The following is a 15,104-nucleotide window of genomic DNA, read 5'->3' on the forward strand; positions in this document are numbered from 1 at the left end:
AATGGCTAAAAATGATTTTAAAGCATTTGCCATTGGTGAAAACGCGAATACTTTGTCACAAGAAGAATATGAAAGTTCAGATTTTATTGAGGAGGGATTTAAATCAGGAATAGCGAGGAGTGAACGATTAAATAAAGTTTGGCGCCAATCTTCGGTTATTGCCGCGGTGATAGGGAAATACATTGCAGAAAAAACCGGTGAAGACGTTATGGATGATGGAGACCTGGAGAAACTCGTAGCGCAATTGGATTTAGCATTAAAACATAAAATTACTACAGAAATCCCTGATGCTTCATTGACGCAGAAAGGCATATCGCAACTCAACAGCGCGACAAATTCTGACAGAGAAGATCAAGCGGCGACGCCGAAAGCGGTTCACGATGTTAGAAAAATCGCTGAGAGCAAATTGAGTGGTGTTTCTGATGCCTCATTGACTCAGAAGGGCGTTGTACAACTGAGTAGTGCGACAAATAGCACAAGTGAAACCTTAGCGGCGACGCCAAAAGCAGTTAAGAATGCATACGATTTTGCAAATACGGCAAATGTAGCAGCTAAAAATGCTCATGATGAAGCGAACAGGGCTACAGATAATGCCAACAGCAGATTGGCAAAAAACCAAAATGGCGCAGATATCCCTAATAAAAGTGAGTTTATAAAAAACCTTGGTTTTATAGAACAGCAAACGGGCTCATCAACAACTACGGTGATGAGTCAATTGGTCGTTACTGATGCCCTGAATGAAAAACTGTCCAAGAACCAGAACGGCTCAGACATTCCCAATAAAAGTGAGTTTGTGAAGAACTTGGGTTTAAAAGAAACTATTGATAGCGCGGCTAATGCCCTACCGGGTAAGCAATATATTAGTAGCCTGACAGTACAAACATCAGCTTGGGTAAAAATTGCTGAAGTAACAATGAAAGTGATGAGCACTATCAATATTAATATCGCTGGCGGTTCCGGGTACAACGTGGGCAGTTTTGAACAATGCGCTATTGCTAATATAATTTTAAGAACTGGAAATGGATCGCCTGCCGGAATCAATGCGGTGATGTACACAGTTAATACCAGTGCACCTACTGACTTAGCAACCATTAATACATCTGGTGATAACTATGACATTTATATATTCATTGGCCCTTTTGCTCAAAACATAATTTTAAATGCTTTTGTGTCAGATAATGCGACTGTTAATCAATTAATTAAGATGGCAGAGTTATCAGAAATCCCTAAAGGGGCAGTTAAGGGGAAAGTCTACTCTTATTTATTATCTGGAAAAGAAAGCGATATCTATCCAGTTGGTGCTCCAATTCCGTGGCCGTTACCGAATGTGCCTGCTGGATATCTCGCATGCAATGGTCAATCATTTAATAAAACTTTATATCCACAATTAGCTATAGCTTATCCATCCGGTGTACTTCCTGATTTGCGTGGTGAATTTATCCGTGGTTGGGATGATGGGCGCGGTGTTGATCGTGGTCGTAGGGTTTTAACTTATCAAGGGGACGCAATTCGTAATATCACTGGTTATACCCCAGGTACAATTTTACGTGGAAATAATAGTTATGGAGGATGTTTTTCTCTTTCAGGTGAAAATGCTCCAGGAAATGAATATACAGATGTCTGGCAAAAACGGATTCTATTTGATGCTTCACGAGTTGTGCCTGTTGCTTCAGAGAACAGACCTCGCAACATTGCATTTAACTACATAGTAAGGGCAGCATAATGACAGAACAAAAATACTCTTTAGAACCGGAAACAGCGATATTGGGTAAAGATGGGTTGGCAGAAAAAGCCGGCTGGCTAACAATCTACCATGCAGCGCCTCATTCAGGGGAATTTATAGGCACGACACCGGAATATCTGATGAAGGGGATAGGAATACCGGCCAGTTCCTATATAGATGCTCCGACACTTCCTGAATCCGATTCCATGGCTGTTAGGCGCACAGTAAACGGAGATCACTGGGAAGTTGTACCCGATTACCGTGGAAAAACAGCTTACAACATACAAACTCGCCTGCCACAAGGAATTACTGAACTGGGTGAATTACCGGAAACATTGACATTCAAACAACCTGCTACTCATTTTGATAGATGGGACGGCTCAAAGTGGGTGACTGATAAAGCGGCAATAAAGGACAGTGAGATTGAGCAGGCAGAGCTACTACGCGGTATACTGTGCACACAAGCTAATGAAACCATTACGTTGCTCCAATATGCTATTGATGCTGAATTGGCTTCGGAAGAAGAACAAGCACTGTTACTTGAATGGAAAAAGTACTTAGTATTATTAAGCCGTGTAGATACTTCAATAGCTCCTGATATTAAATGGCCTGAGATTCCAGAATAACAACAATAGGGGCTGCTTATACGCAGCCCAATGACAATCGTAAAGCGTTTTATTTCGTCTGTCTTCGGTCTATTATACTGTTATTGTTATTTTGTAATCCACCGGGATAGATCTTTTTAATTTTACAGACTCAATATTCTGCCAATGGGTTGTAGGTTACACCATCTGAGTTTGTATTCTCTAGATGGACAGCCGAAGGAATACCTGGCATTTTCATATTGAGAATGAGCCTTCTCTATATTGCTCCAAATTAGCAAGGAGCCAATAGAATGTTTCCTCAACTCATCTGATATATCCATTCCTGCTTGGATAAATTCAAATATAGTGTGTTCAGAAGTAAATGTCTTTGTAATAAAATGAAATGCGCAGGGTTTATCTTTGTAAAATAATATATTACCCCATATGAGAGGTTGGATTAGTTCAAACAATTCTTGAGTTAGTTCCCTATCCACACAACAAGAACCCCATCTTTTCTCAGTAAGAGAAAAATAAATGTCTGCTATTTCTCTTGGACTGAAAGATTCACAATCAACAATTTTTCCTCCAGCCTTTAGGAAGCGTTTCAATCGATCTTTATATTTATTTTGAGATTTTATTGATATTCCTTCGTTACCTAACTCTTTAGCAATGCACACTCTTCTATTAGCGTTAAATATATATGTTGAATTAATCACATTTTTTATATTTAAAGGAGATATAAATTTTGATTTGATAGGCAATATAAATCTGCATTCCCGAGCAGCAGAGATAATTAATTCATCATTAGGAATAGCTATACGGATATATTTTGATAATGGAGTACAGGGATCATTTGCAAGGAACTTCCCTCTCCACACGCATATGGCCGCAGTCAATAATCTGTCAGAATTCCTCCGCACATAGTACTTTTCACCACATTTGAAATGTTTATGAATGAAATCTAAAACAATCGGGTGTGTTGCCAATCCTCCACCATACATACGGTAACATTCACGATAATCGTCAATACTAGCTTCTTCCCATCCAAATAGAGGTAGTAATGTTTTCATCTAAATTTTTATCCTTTAAAGAGTTCATAATAGAGCATTGACATATCTATAAATCAGGTACAACACATATCCTGTTTATATTTTTCATAGTATGAAAATTCATTTAGGAATTTTATCTTCTGGTAATGAGCTATATTTCATGACCTTATTATTAAAGTCCAGGACATCATCTTGGTTTTTACATATTTCATTAGACAACATTTTACAATTTTCAGAGATTGTAGACTCTTTAATACCTGTCCACTCTGAAAGTAGTGTCAAGAAGTTCATTGAATTGCGTTGAGCGTTAATAATATTACGAGATGTATCATCGTAAGATGTAATAAACATAGGGACCTGATAATTTTGCTTATATTTATCATTATGAGCAAGCCTCGTCTTCTTAGTATCTTTCTCAAAGAAAGATACTCCGTGATCAGCAAAATACATCAAAGACCAACTCTTCTCATTTTTCTGTGCTTCATCAGTAATTATTGATAGCAAGTCATCCGTGTTTTCAATACTCTGTATATAGCAAGAAACCTGCTCTGACTTAAAAAACACCTTGTATTCATAATTTGTTCTGATACAAGCAGGGGAGTGAGACCCCATTAAATGGATAACAATTAGCTTCTTTTCTCTCTTATCTTCTAAGGCTTTTTTCACAATTGGTATTATATTTGTGTCAGGCATATTTCTGTTAAGACCAGAACTGGATTCACCTTTTTTAATAAATAATGGAGAATCAGCCCTTGCTCCCATACTGGCAACCGGAGTATCAAATACTCCCATAGAACCTTGATTTGATATCCAATAAGTATAAAAGCCAGCTTTTTTTGCTAATGTAACAATATTATTGCTTAAAATATTTTTACCATCTTTGACCATTGCTAGTGAGTTTGCCAGTGATATTTGGGTTGATGGACCTACTGAGATATAATTCGTAAAAAGTGTCCCATTGGCAGTGCTCATAAAAGGTGTATTATGTATCGGCAATCCATACGCATTCATAAAATCTCTACGTACACTTTCTCCAATCACAACAATATAGGTACTATATTTAGACTTTGCCGATACTGTTCCCCACGTATCTTTTTCACTTAGCATTTTTTGCATTTTTTTATATTCACTTTCCACACTTATAAAGTTGATAGTAACATCTTTGACTACTCTAATTTCAGGAAGTCCAGAGTTAAGAATATTGAATCCCTTACCCTGTATAAAATCTGTTAAAGGGTGGTGTATTACGGTAATTAATGCAAAAGAGAATAGAAAAACGCTGATATTTCTATGTAAATTAACGTTTACTTTTAGAGAGAATAAACAAAAGATCAAGATAAACACACTAAAGATATAATATTCAATTGGAATAGAAGAGATAAATTCACTAGCTTCTTGTTCGTTTGTATAGAATAACGAAAGAATTAAATTGAAGTTTGGTGGTCCATATGTAAGCCCGACAGGGGCATAAACGAGAGTTGCTATACTAAGAACGATAAGCAGGGGCCTATAAACCACAGTGACCTTGTTTAGCAATAGAAAAATAAAGAATATAGCGAATACATACACTATTTTTAAGCGATAACCTAAGGCCATATGAGTTAAAAGGCAAAAGATGAAGAGTGCAACAACTGGTAGTAACTTGATTAGGTGGTTTTTTGTAAGTTTCATATTTATCTATCAATAGTACATCGTGTAGTGGTAAAACGCAGTTTAACTTTCAAAAAGTAGGAAAAACGGAGATTCAATTTCTTCATCCAGCCGGATTTTCTATTAATACTATACTATGTATTTTTCGTCATGTGAACAAGAGAAATCTTAGTTACGTTATAAACCAGAATACTTCATTTATTATATAAAATGACCTATATAGCATAGAAGCATCACTACAACCTCCTAGTATGGAAAAATACGAGTAATACCATATGATAATAAATCGTAGTAGCAGGAGAAAATGAATTAAATAGTTCTTAAATATATGAACAGCTAAATTTTACCGTATTTAGCCATATTGAATATTTTGAAAAATTTATTTATTAAGAGTCTTTGTGAATTAATGAGCTACAATCGATCCTGTAATTTAAATTGTGCATTTTTCAATGGAGGACGCACTTGCTATATTTCAGAATTTTTCTAGCCAAAGGAAAGTACATTATGAAATACACATAACTGACCAGTGAAAGAAGATAAAATTCCCAAATAAATTTCATACTATGAAGAATTGTTAATTGGAAAGTATAGAGCTTATTAGCAGTCTTAGATGGCCTATTTATGTAGGCCATCTAGGTTTTTTCATAACTATCTAAAAATTAAATTCTGTCTTTTCTTTTAGTCAGTAATAAATTAGCCAACAACCAAACTATTTTATTTTTAGAGTTGATTATTTTTAGCCTAAATAAAAACTTATTTCTCTTCCGGATAAATTCAGCATCTTGTCTTTGGTAAGAAAAATCGGACAAAAAAGAAGAAAGTTCATCAAACATTTTGGAAGCTAGCATTTTCCACATTAACTGGCCTTTTAAGCTCAGGGCTTTTGATTTAACTTTCCTCATAAAGATTTCACGATCTTCCTTATGGTATTGTGTATCCATATCTTGATAAATCTTATCCCAAGCTTGGATTTCATCTATATAATTCTTTACATCCCACTTCTTATTCATGATGGAATCATTTCGGTAAATATAATTATAGAGATATTCTGGGATGTAAGAAAATTTCGCCTTACAGATACATGACAAAATAAATGAAATATCTTCTCCCACAATTAGGTTTTCATCAAACAAAATTTTGTTTTTTAGCAAAAAATCACGTTTTATTAACATGCAACAAATGCCAAAATAATCGAAATTCAAAAAATTGAATGCCAGATTATCTAAATTTCGATAATCTTTAGAACAAATTTCCCTTACACCTGTATAAATATTCTTGAATAAACAAAAAGTAATATCACTCTTTATCTCACTATTTTTTCGCAACACTGATTCAATAAACGAAGGTTCAAAAGAGTCATCACTATCTAGAAAGGTGACATAATCTCCTTTGGCTTTACTTAAGCCAAAGTTTCTTGCTGCGGAAATCCCTCTGTTTTCTTGAGAAAACGCTTCAATATTAAAATGTTGTTCAGACAGTTGGTTAAGTACATCCATTGTGCCATCAGTTGATCCATCATTGACAATAATAATCTCAGTGTTTTTATATGTCTGATTCAAAATACTATTAATAGCATTTTCTATAACATCTTCGACATTAAAGGCCGGGATGATAATTGAAACTAATATATCATTATTCATAATAGTACAATCCGCTAGTTATCTACAAGAACTCTTTAGATTTATTCAATAAAGAGCTTTCAATACTGAATATATATTCTGATATAAATACATATGTGAATTTAACCAACATCAGTGTTCTTGCTCCTAATTGTTAAATTTAAAGACATTTAATTGATTATCAATATGATTGACATAGGGTATTATACTGCTTTTCCCTGATTAATTGTATCAATTAATGACTAAGGTGAAGATTTACTGTGAAAAATGTTCTCTATCTAGCAACATTATTACTCTTTCACTAATAAATCAGTCCTGTATCATCACACTTCCATTATCTTTTTATAGCTTTTAAGCTGCATTTTTGCTGTTATATTGAATTAGCCTTATTTTTTTACACAGTTAAGAATATAGTTTTCTGTAGGCTAGTAATTATCGAAAAATTAAAAACGGCTATCTGAATCTAAATAAGATTCCAAAATAGTGCTACATCTTATACCACTCATAATTCTATGTATAACAATGGGTTGAAGAAGGCCATGTGTAGCAGAATTATGAAACGTTATTTAGGTTTACAGAACGAAAAAAAACCATACAATATCAAGCTGAAAAATTAGATCTTAATGTTGAATTCATTGAGGCTGTGAATGGCCGAGAATTATCATAAGATGAAATTAAAGTACTTTGTCCAGATTTTGATAAAAGTGCAATGACTTTCGGTGAGCCAGATGGCTCTTTAAGCCATTTAAAAATTTACGAAAAAATAGTTAAAGAAAATATACAACTAGGCTGTGTCCCTCAACTGTCTGCACAGTGAAAAACCATGCAGTTTTCTCGGTGATTGATAGCAAAAATGTAGATTGATGGTTCAAAAAATGAACGGAATTGACGTTTTCTCTTCACCTTCAGCCAGTCCAAATGAATTGCGGGACACAACCTAGCTTTGATTATGGAGGATGATGCTGAAATAGGCAGAGATATCAGAGAAATATTGGATTTTTTGATAATTATAGATAATAATAACACCCATAAACCAAATGTTTTTTTATTAATAAAAATTAATGGGTACATATATACTTTTAAAAAACCACTTATCAAAGATTACCATTTAGTTAGTGTTATCGATGCGGCTTTAACTCATGACTATGTTATAAACAAATTTGCTGCAAAACGCTTACTTGATTTCTTACGTCCTGTATGGCTAGTAGCAGACGAGTGGAAATTACTTAGAGAAAATAATGTAATCAAACTTAAAGCTATTGTGCCTTCCGTTATAAATCTCACAGAGCATTTCCGCAACTCATCTATAGGAAATGAAGGTCATTCAACAGTAAGCGAGCTAGATATACAAAAAAGAAAACGCAAGCTTTTAACAGCTTTGCGTTTGATGTTTTGGCGTGTATTTGTTCGTTCATGGGTGAAAAAAGTCAGGCCATAATTTCTCATAATTATAGATACAATCAAATATGCATGACTATGAATTACAGGACAGCCCTTTCATTCAACTTATCTTTCAAAGCTCCTTTGTTATTCAATATCGGAAACAGTTGAGATATCAACCGCATTGCTATAATCGAATTATAGATTTATTAATGACTTTCCCGTTTCTATGATCTTATACAGTAATAATATTAAAGGCTTTTTTAGCACCAGGAACAACATTGTTACTTTCCGGAAAATTCAGACAAATCAACATCGATAACAAACCAACTATCAACATATTGATATTCTGTGTTTTTTGCATAAACCAGATAACCAGTATCCTGAATATGTTCAACTGCTCTATTATTTGAGACCATATCTTCTACTGTTAGCAAGATAGCCTCACGCGCCATTATCGCGATGTCTTCTTTATTATCAGCGGCAGAAAAACAGCCATAATTTTCAGTACACAACGCAGGAATAACTAGACCATACGCGGTGTTTTCATCTTTCGGCAACTCAACACCTACTGAGAAAAACATGATGACCTCCAAAGTCGGCGGGGATTAAATCCCCGCCATTTTCTTTATAGATTTGACGGTGCCGATAGGCAGATCTTTTTTGGAATGCGGGACCGGGAATGTCTTTTCGGTTATAGGTGACTCCTTCTGTAGCCTTCTAAGTTCGCATCCAACGGCAACAGCTCTTTTATCAGGTCAGTTGATTTCATATCCTCCCAACCTGACATCAACATCCGCACGCATACACACAAAGTAAATTTATTTATCTCAAGTGAACTATGGGTAAGAAATTCGCTAATACGTGATGTTGCAAAATATAGCGTTACGGTAGGTCTACCTCCAGAATTCAGAGCGTTGTTGCTTGAAGGGCAATGTGATGAAATTTCTGAGCAAATAAAGCAAGGTGAAGCTAATTTTCTGTATATTTATCACTCAATTATTGTTCGTAATTCCATCATGGTTAATATATTTCTTTCTCAATCATCATTTTGGTTATTTATTGATACCCAGATTTACCCGATTTTTACCATATTGAGTCCCATTGAATGCTTTTAAAATCTGCCTTGACAAAGATTACCGTCAGTTAACGGGCTACAGAAAACATTGGTTTATCAGAAACCGTCAATTTGGCGAAAAGTGCCGTGCCGGGCAGCCGGAAAATTAATGGCAAAGCACTGACCGGGGATGTCAGTTTGAATGCCGGGGATGTGGGGGCGTTTAAACTCGGATTAAGAGGAACATATTCTGTTAATAATCAAGTCCCTTGGAACGTGGATACGGGGTTATATGATTTGCAGCGTCCTGGGGACAGCCAGCTTGTTGCTCACTTTTGTAACGGAATTGGAAGTTGTCCGGCATTTCAGCTAAAAGTGCATTACAAAAATGGAGGGCTTGCTTATCGTTCAGCTCGTGATAGTTATGGGTTTGAGAAAGATTGGTCAGAACTGGCAACAATTGAACAAGTTAGCGCTGCAAATAACATTCCTGTTGGTGCACCAATCCCATGGCCGCTACCAAATCCCCCATCAGGTTACCTTACGTGCAACGGCCAATCATTTAATAAGTCTCTATATCCGAAGTTAGCCGCTGCTTATCCATCAGGTGTACTTCCTGATTTACGCGGTGAATTTATCCGGGGTTGGGATGATGGGCGGGGGGTAGATCGTGGTCGTGGAGTTTTGTCGTGGCAAGCTGACGAGTTTAAATCCCATAGCCATACTTTGAATGGAGATGATGCAGGTTCATCGGGTAACCGAGTTGGCAGAGGTAATAGAAACCCGCGTAGTTTAGGCCCAACTAACGAAACAGGCGGAAGTGAAACCCGTCCCCGCAACATCGCCTTTAACTACATAGTGAGAGCAGCATAATGACAGAACAAAAATATTCTTTAGAACCGGAAACAGCAATATTGGGTAAAGATGGATTGGCAGAAAAAGCCGGCTGGCTAACAATCTACCATGCAGCGCCTCATTCAGGGGAATTTATAGGCACGACACCGGAATATCTGATGAAGGGGATAGGAATACCGGCCAGTTCCTATATAGATGCTCCGACACTTCCTGAATCCGATTCCATGGCTGTTAGGCGCACAGTAAACGGAGATCACTGGGAAGTTGTACCCGATTACCGTGGAAAAACAGCTTACAACATACAAACTCGCCTGCCACAAGGAATTACTGAACTTGGTGAATTACCCGACACACTAACATTCAAGAAGCCTGATACCGATTACGACAAGTGGGATGGTAAAGAGTGGGTGGTTGACAAGGACCTCTTGAAATCTCATCAAATCAACGATGCAAAGCAGAAACAAGCAGCACTGTTACAACAAGCAAATGAAACACTCTCATTGCTACAAGATTCTGTTGACCTAGAAGTCGCTACAGATTCAGAGAAAGCGGCTTTGCTTGAGTGGAAAAAGTATCGGGTATTGCTTACTCGTGTGGATGTTGATCAAGCGCCAGATGTGGAATGGCCGCCACAGCCTAAATAAGAACAGGGCCGGGCGACCGGCTTTATCATTTTTTAAGCTGTCTTAAAGCCCGCTTTAAACCGGGTCTGTTAGTTGTTTTTCCACTTAATTTATCCTCAAAAATCTGTTCGCAATTTATACTTATCAACGCATTTCTTTGTAAATGCGGGAGATTATGCAGTTAGAGGAGAAAGTTATATTAAAAGAGAGAGTGACGAAAGGTATTGGAAAAGTGGAGTGAATACCTGTTGGGTTAGAGTAGGAGGTGCTGGGCTAGAGGGACGCACTGTTACATTTAGCCGGGACGTTCGCGGTTCAACATTATTTGTTAATAATAAACAACAGGGAAAGTTCGTTCCTATTATTACACCTCCTCAGGATAATATTGAGGTTATGCAAAGTGTTCTTATGGGAGGAATTTTGCATTACAAACTCACAAACAATGGAACTGTAATGCATATCATCTGGTCACCGGATGCAAAGTTTACTGAAGCGTATTTGTTATTATAGAAAAAAGGGCTGTTCACCCTTTACCTTTTGTAAAAGATAAATTGAAAACTTGTCCCAGAGTGTTGCTTAAATAGGGTAGATGTTTTACAGGCTCCCGATATTGAATGGCCGAAGCAACAAAATTCATTGCAATATCAGCGCCATTTGGCCCTGATATTGTTTTGGTTTTTCAGGTTGCACCTAGTATCTGCGCAATACATTCTATCCTGTAACTGATATGGGATATTCAATCTGAAATCCGATTACTGTATTTGATTTTTTCATATTACTCATTTTATTCACTAATAATCACTTGATCCCAGTAAATAGGCGTCGCTACTATCACAAAACTTCGGGTTCCAGTAGTACGGATAGTCAGCCAGTTATCACCCATCAGAGTAAATACCGCTATCCTACCAATAGCCACTGGAATTGGTACTGGAAAATACCAGCCTTTCTGCGACCACTCTCCGAATCTCATGTATACTAAACGTCCTAAAATATCGCTACTGGTATTTATTGTGGCATCGACCCCAGCCCAACCAGACCAAATAACTGTCTCCTGTGTTCTGAGTACCCCAGTATTTTTTTGTAAATATCGAGAGTCAGATTCGGACTTTGTGTATGATTGTCCTGCTAGGGCGTAATTTCCTTTGAGTTGAAACCGCCTATCACAGTCACCCGTCGTATATGCACCTAGTTCTCCGGGTGACGGCTTGTTTATCGAACTATATACCCGAATACCCGATGCTTCATATACTCCCTTACCGGAAACATATCCCGTTGCATCCACATTCCCATTTACAACACCGCCTGATTTTGGATATGCACTTTTCGCCAAATTGACCGTTTCCACTAAACCCAAGTTTTTCACAAACTCATTTTTATTAGGAACATCTGCACCATTTTGGTTTTTGGATAATCTGCTGTTAGCATTATTATTTACATCTGAAACTAGCTTCTGAGTTGCAGCAAGTGTATTACCATTACCAACCACCTCCGTAAGCTGAACAACACCTTTCTGTGTTAATGAGGCATTTGGTACTTCGGTTGCAATTTTTTGTTCTAACGCTCTATTTAATTGGGCCGCGAGTTTAACTATATCCCCATCGTCCAAAACATCATTGCCGGAATATGTTGCAATAAAATTAGACACAACAGATGCTATTGTTGACGATTGACGTAATACCTTATTGAGCAAATGAACAGTAATATCATCTGGTGGAAATCCAGTTTTTAGACTCTGATTTTCTTCATATTTTTCTTGACTCACTACATTTGCATTATTATTAATAGAAAAAGCTTTAAAATCATTCTTGTGATTCATATGTCTTCCTTAAATTATATAATACCATTTCATAATCAATATATTTCAATAATTATAAAAATGATCCCTCTGCAACTCACACCAACCAAAGTCTAACTCAGAAAAATAATAATGCGTTGTTATTATTCCTTATGAGTTTAACTATTTTTGTATAATTAACAGTAATAATCAGTTCAACATTTTGGAATTGAAAATACATTCATAAATATATATTTAACATATTGAAGTTATTTTTCCCTTATCTCTTCTATCTTTTCCTGCAACTCTCTCCGCTTAACATTCCACTCTGAATCTTTAGGTATCTGAACCCTGACATCTAATCTATCATGTTCAAGAATATCACAATCTCATCAATGCACTTGAGTCTCCAGTTCTAAAAACGGTAATCAAATGAAATTGTGAGTTGGTTTTGATGATGTAGCTAAGCAAGAATAAATATCTAAAATAAACCACACATTTTGATAAAAAATGCGTCACCGAAATTTTATCAATTCAAATGACATGTGAGATTTCTGACTTTAATTGCTATTGGGCTACATAAGCAGCCCTGTGATAAGAGTAAGATATTGTGTATTTACGTAATAAGTACAAATGATTTTACCATACTAAAAAGAATTTTCTTTATTTGAAAATAATTCATGAGGTGTTTTATACTCCAATTTTTTGTGTAGGCTATTATTCAACTTGTCCATGACGAATGTCATTTCCTATCTTGTCACCGATTGAAAAGTCTGTTCTCTTTGGAAAGTATTGGCGAATCAATCCATTTGTGTTTTCATTGACGAATCACTCTATGGGAACGTAAGGATGCACGAAATGAATTTGAGCGTTTAAGAGTTTATAGGCCATAATGCATTTTCTTTTGGCGAGTTAAGATGCTGAAGTATAACAACTGACAGTCCTTCCTGAAAAGTGCACTTACTTTAGTCGAATCCAGCTATGGTATATTATGTGCATTTTCCTACAATTGGTAGGTTTCAGTGATATTCTTGTGCTGTGCAAGTCATTCCATATTATAGTTAAAGTATTCCGGTTTAGTTTTTAGCTGAAATTAACCTTATTCACATAGCGAAAAATACATAGTATAGTATCAATAGAAAATTCGGCTGGATGAAGAAATTGAATCTCCGTTTTTTCTACTTTTTGAAAGTTACACTGCGTTTCACTACTACACGATGTACTATTGATAGATAAATATGAAACTTACAAAAAACCACTTAATCAAGCTATTACCAGTTGTTGCACTCTTCATTTTTTGCCTTTTAACTCATATAGCTTTAGGCTATCGCTTAAAAATAGCGTATGTGTTCGCTATATTCTCTGTTTTTCTATTACTAAACAAGGCCACTGTGGTTTACAAACTTCTGCTTATCGTTCTTGGTATAGCAGCTCTCGTTTATGCTCCTATCGGGCTTACATACGGCTCACCAAACTTCAACTCAATTCTTTCGCTATTCTATACAAACGAACAAGAGGCTAGTGAATTCATCTCTTCTATTCCAACTGAACACTATCTTTTTAGTGCGTTTATTTTGATCTTTTGTTTGTTATCTCTGAAAGTAAGCATTAATTTACATAGAAATGTTAATGTTCTTCTATTTTCTTTTGCATTAATTACTACAATACATCACCCTTTAAAAGCTTTTATACAGGGTAAGGAGTTAAATATTCTTGACTCTGGACTTCCTGAAATTAGAGCAGTCAAAGATGTCACTATCAACTTTATAAGGGTAAAAAGTGAATATAAAAAAATGCAACAAATACTAAGTGAAAAAGATACGTGGGGAACAGTATCGGCAAAATCAAAATATAACACCTACATTGTTGTGATTGGAGAAAGTGTACGTAGAGATTTTATGAATGCGTATGGATTCCCGATACATAATACACTTTTTATGAACACTACTAATGGGACTCTTTTTACAAATTATATCTCAGCAGGTCCATCAACCCAAATATCACTGGAAAATTCATTAGCAATGGTCAAAGATGGTAAAGATTTTCTAAGCAATAATATTGTTACATTAGCAAAAAAAGCTGGCTTTTATACTTACTGGATATCAAATCAAGGTTCTATGGGAGTATTTGATACTCCAGTTGCCAGTATGGGTGCAAGGGCTGATTCTCCATTATTTATTAAAAAAGGTGAATCCAGTTCTGGCCTTAACAGAAATATGCCAGATGCAAATATAATACCGATTGTGAAAAAAGCCTTAGAGGATAAAAAAGAAAAGAAGCTAATTGTTATCCATTTAATGGGGTCTCATTCTCCCGCTTGTATCAGAACAAATTATGAATACAAAGTATTTTTTAAATCAGAGCAGGTTTCTTGCTATATACAGAGTATTGAAAACACTGATGACTTGCTATCAATAATTACTGATGAAGTACAGAAAAATGAGAAGAGCTGGTCTTTGATGTATTTTGCTGATCATGGGGTTTCTTTCTTTGAGAAAGATACTAAGAAGATGAGGCTTGCTCATAATGATAAATATAAGCAAAATTATCAGGTTCCTATGTTTATTACATCTTATGATGATACGTCACGTAAGATTATTAACGCTCAACGTAATTCAATGAATTTCTTAACGCTATTTTCAGAGTGGACAGGTATTAAAGAGTCTACAATACCTGAAAATTGTAAAATGTTGTCTAATGAACTATGTGAAAACCAAGATGATGTTCTGAACTTTAGTAATAAAATCATGAAGTATAGTTCATTACCAGAAGATAAAATTCCAAGATGAG

General features: G+C 35.9%; 10 protein-coding genes and 4 pseudogenes. 6 read left to right on the top strand and 8 right to left on the bottom strand.

All coding sequences use genetic code 11. From position 1 onward, the window contains the following. Position 1 precedes the first annotated feature (1 nt). Complete coding sequence (locus ACGF5R_RS03750; protein ID WP_387689825.1) at positions 2 to 1,723, top strand: phage tail protein; 1,722 nt, start codon at positions 2 to 4, stop codon at positions 1,721 to 1,723. Beyond that, positions 1,723 to 2,349 (top strand): tail fiber assembly protein, encoded by a 627-nt coding sequence (locus ACGF5R_RS03755; RefSeq protein WP_112878619.1) that lies wholly within the window; start codon positions 1,723 to 1,725, stop codon positions 2,347 to 2,349. The genes ACGF5R_RS03750 and ACGF5R_RS03755 overlap by 1 nt, the downstream gene beginning before the upstream one ends. A 122-nt stretch (positions 2,350 to 2,471) precedes the next feature. Here ACGF5R_RS03755 and ACGF5R_RS03760 read toward each other — a convergent pair whose 3' ends face one another. The 3 genes from ACGF5R_RS03760 to ACGF5R_RS03770 form a co-directional block, all read right to left on the bottom strand. Continuing rightward, positions 2,472 to 3,377: a GNAT family N-acetyltransferase gene (locus tag ACGF5R_RS03760; RefSeq protein ID WP_112878618.1), complete on the bottom strand. Its 906-nt coding sequence runs from the start codon at positions 3,375 to 3,377 to the stop codon at positions 2,472 to 2,474. 99 nt (positions 3,378 to 3,476) lie between these two features. Beyond that, on the bottom strand, positions 3,477 to 5,027 hold the full coding sequence (locus tag ACGF5R_RS03765) for a phosphoethanolamine transferase (RefSeq protein ID WP_387689827.1): 1,551 nt from the start codon (positions 5,025 to 5,027) through the stop codon (positions 3,477 to 3,479). Positions 5,028 to 5,665: 638 nt separating this feature from the next. Further along, entirely contained in the window at positions 5,666 to 6,646 is a 981-nt protein-coding gene (locus tag ACGF5R_RS03770) for a glycosyltransferase family 2 protein (RefSeq protein WP_262981628.1), read from the bottom strand. 928 nt (positions 6,647 to 7,574) lie between these two features. Here ACGF5R_RS03770 and ACGF5R_RS03775 point away from each other — a divergent pair. Further along, on the top strand, positions 7,575 to 8,063 hold the full coding sequence (locus ACGF5R_RS03775; protein WP_262981629.1) for a hypothetical protein: 489 nt from the start codon (positions 7,575 to 7,577) through the stop codon (positions 8,061 to 8,063). A 229-nt stretch (positions 8,064 to 8,292) separates the two neighbouring features. On the opposite strand, the pseudogene ACGF5R_RS03780 reads toward ACGF5R_RS03775, so the two are convergent. Further along, a pseudogene (locus ACGF5R_RS03780) lies at positions 8,293 to 8,589 on the bottom strand (type II toxin-antitoxin system HicB family antitoxin); the annotation flags it as partial. Positions 8,590 to 8,613: 24 nt separating this feature from the next. Next, positions 8,614 to 8,777 (bottom strand): annotated as a pseudogene (locus ACGF5R_RS03785) (type II toxin-antitoxin system HicA family toxin). Positions 8,778 to 9,194: 417 nt separating this feature from the next. On the opposite strand from ACGF5R_RS03785, the gene ACGF5R_RS03790 reads away from it, so the two are divergent. Together ACGF5R_RS03790 and ACGF5R_RS03795 are read left to right on the top strand one after the other, a co-directional pair. Beyond that, positions 9,195 to 9,935, top strand: a complete 741-nt coding sequence (locus tag ACGF5R_RS03790) for a phage tail protein (protein WP_387689830.1) — start codon at positions 9,195 to 9,197, stop codon at positions 9,933 to 9,935. Beyond that, complete coding sequence (locus tag ACGF5R_RS03795; RefSeq protein ID WP_262981168.1) at positions 9,935 to 10,561, top strand: tail fiber assembly protein; 627 nt, start codon at positions 9,935 to 9,937, stop codon at positions 10,559 to 10,561. The genes ACGF5R_RS03790 and ACGF5R_RS03795 overlap by 1 nt, the downstream gene beginning before the upstream one ends. A gap of 31 nt (positions 10,562 to 10,592) precedes the next feature. Here ACGF5R_RS03795 and ACGF5R_RS03800 read toward each other — a convergent pair. The 3 genes and pseudogenes from ACGF5R_RS03800 to ACGF5R_RS03810 all read right to left on the bottom strand — a co-directional run. Beyond that, positions 10,593 to 10,721: pseudogene (locus tag ACGF5R_RS03800) on the bottom strand (recombinase family protein); the annotation flags it as partial. A 603-nt stretch (positions 10,722 to 11,324) separates the two neighbouring features. Then, on the bottom strand, positions 11,325 to 12,356 hold the full coding sequence (locus tag ACGF5R_RS03805) for a phage tail protein (RefSeq protein ID WP_262981169.1): 1,032 nt from the start codon (positions 12,354 to 12,356) through the stop codon (positions 11,325 to 11,327). A 605-nt stretch (positions 12,357 to 12,961) separates the two neighbouring features. Further along, positions 12,962 to 13,136 (bottom strand): annotated as a pseudogene (locus ACGF5R_RS03810) (IS30 family transposase); the annotation flags it as partial. Between the two features lie 416 nt (positions 13,137 to 13,552). On the opposite strand from ACGF5R_RS03810, the gene ACGF5R_RS03815 reads away from it, so the two are divergent. Next, positions 13,553 to 15,103 carry a phosphoethanolamine transferase gene (locus ACGF5R_RS03815; protein ID WP_262981170.1) on the top strand — a complete coding sequence of 517 codons (1,551 nt, stop codon included), beginning with the start codon at positions 13,553 to 13,555 and terminating at the stop codon, positions 15,101 to 15,103. The last annotated feature ends 1 nt before the right edge of the window (position 15,104 follow it).

The organism is Photorhabdus sp. RM71S (assembly GCF_042879355.1).
Taxonomy (GTDB): Bacteria; Pseudomonadota; Gammaproteobacteria; order Enterobacterales; family Enterobacteriaceae; genus Photorhabdus; species Photorhabdus kayaii.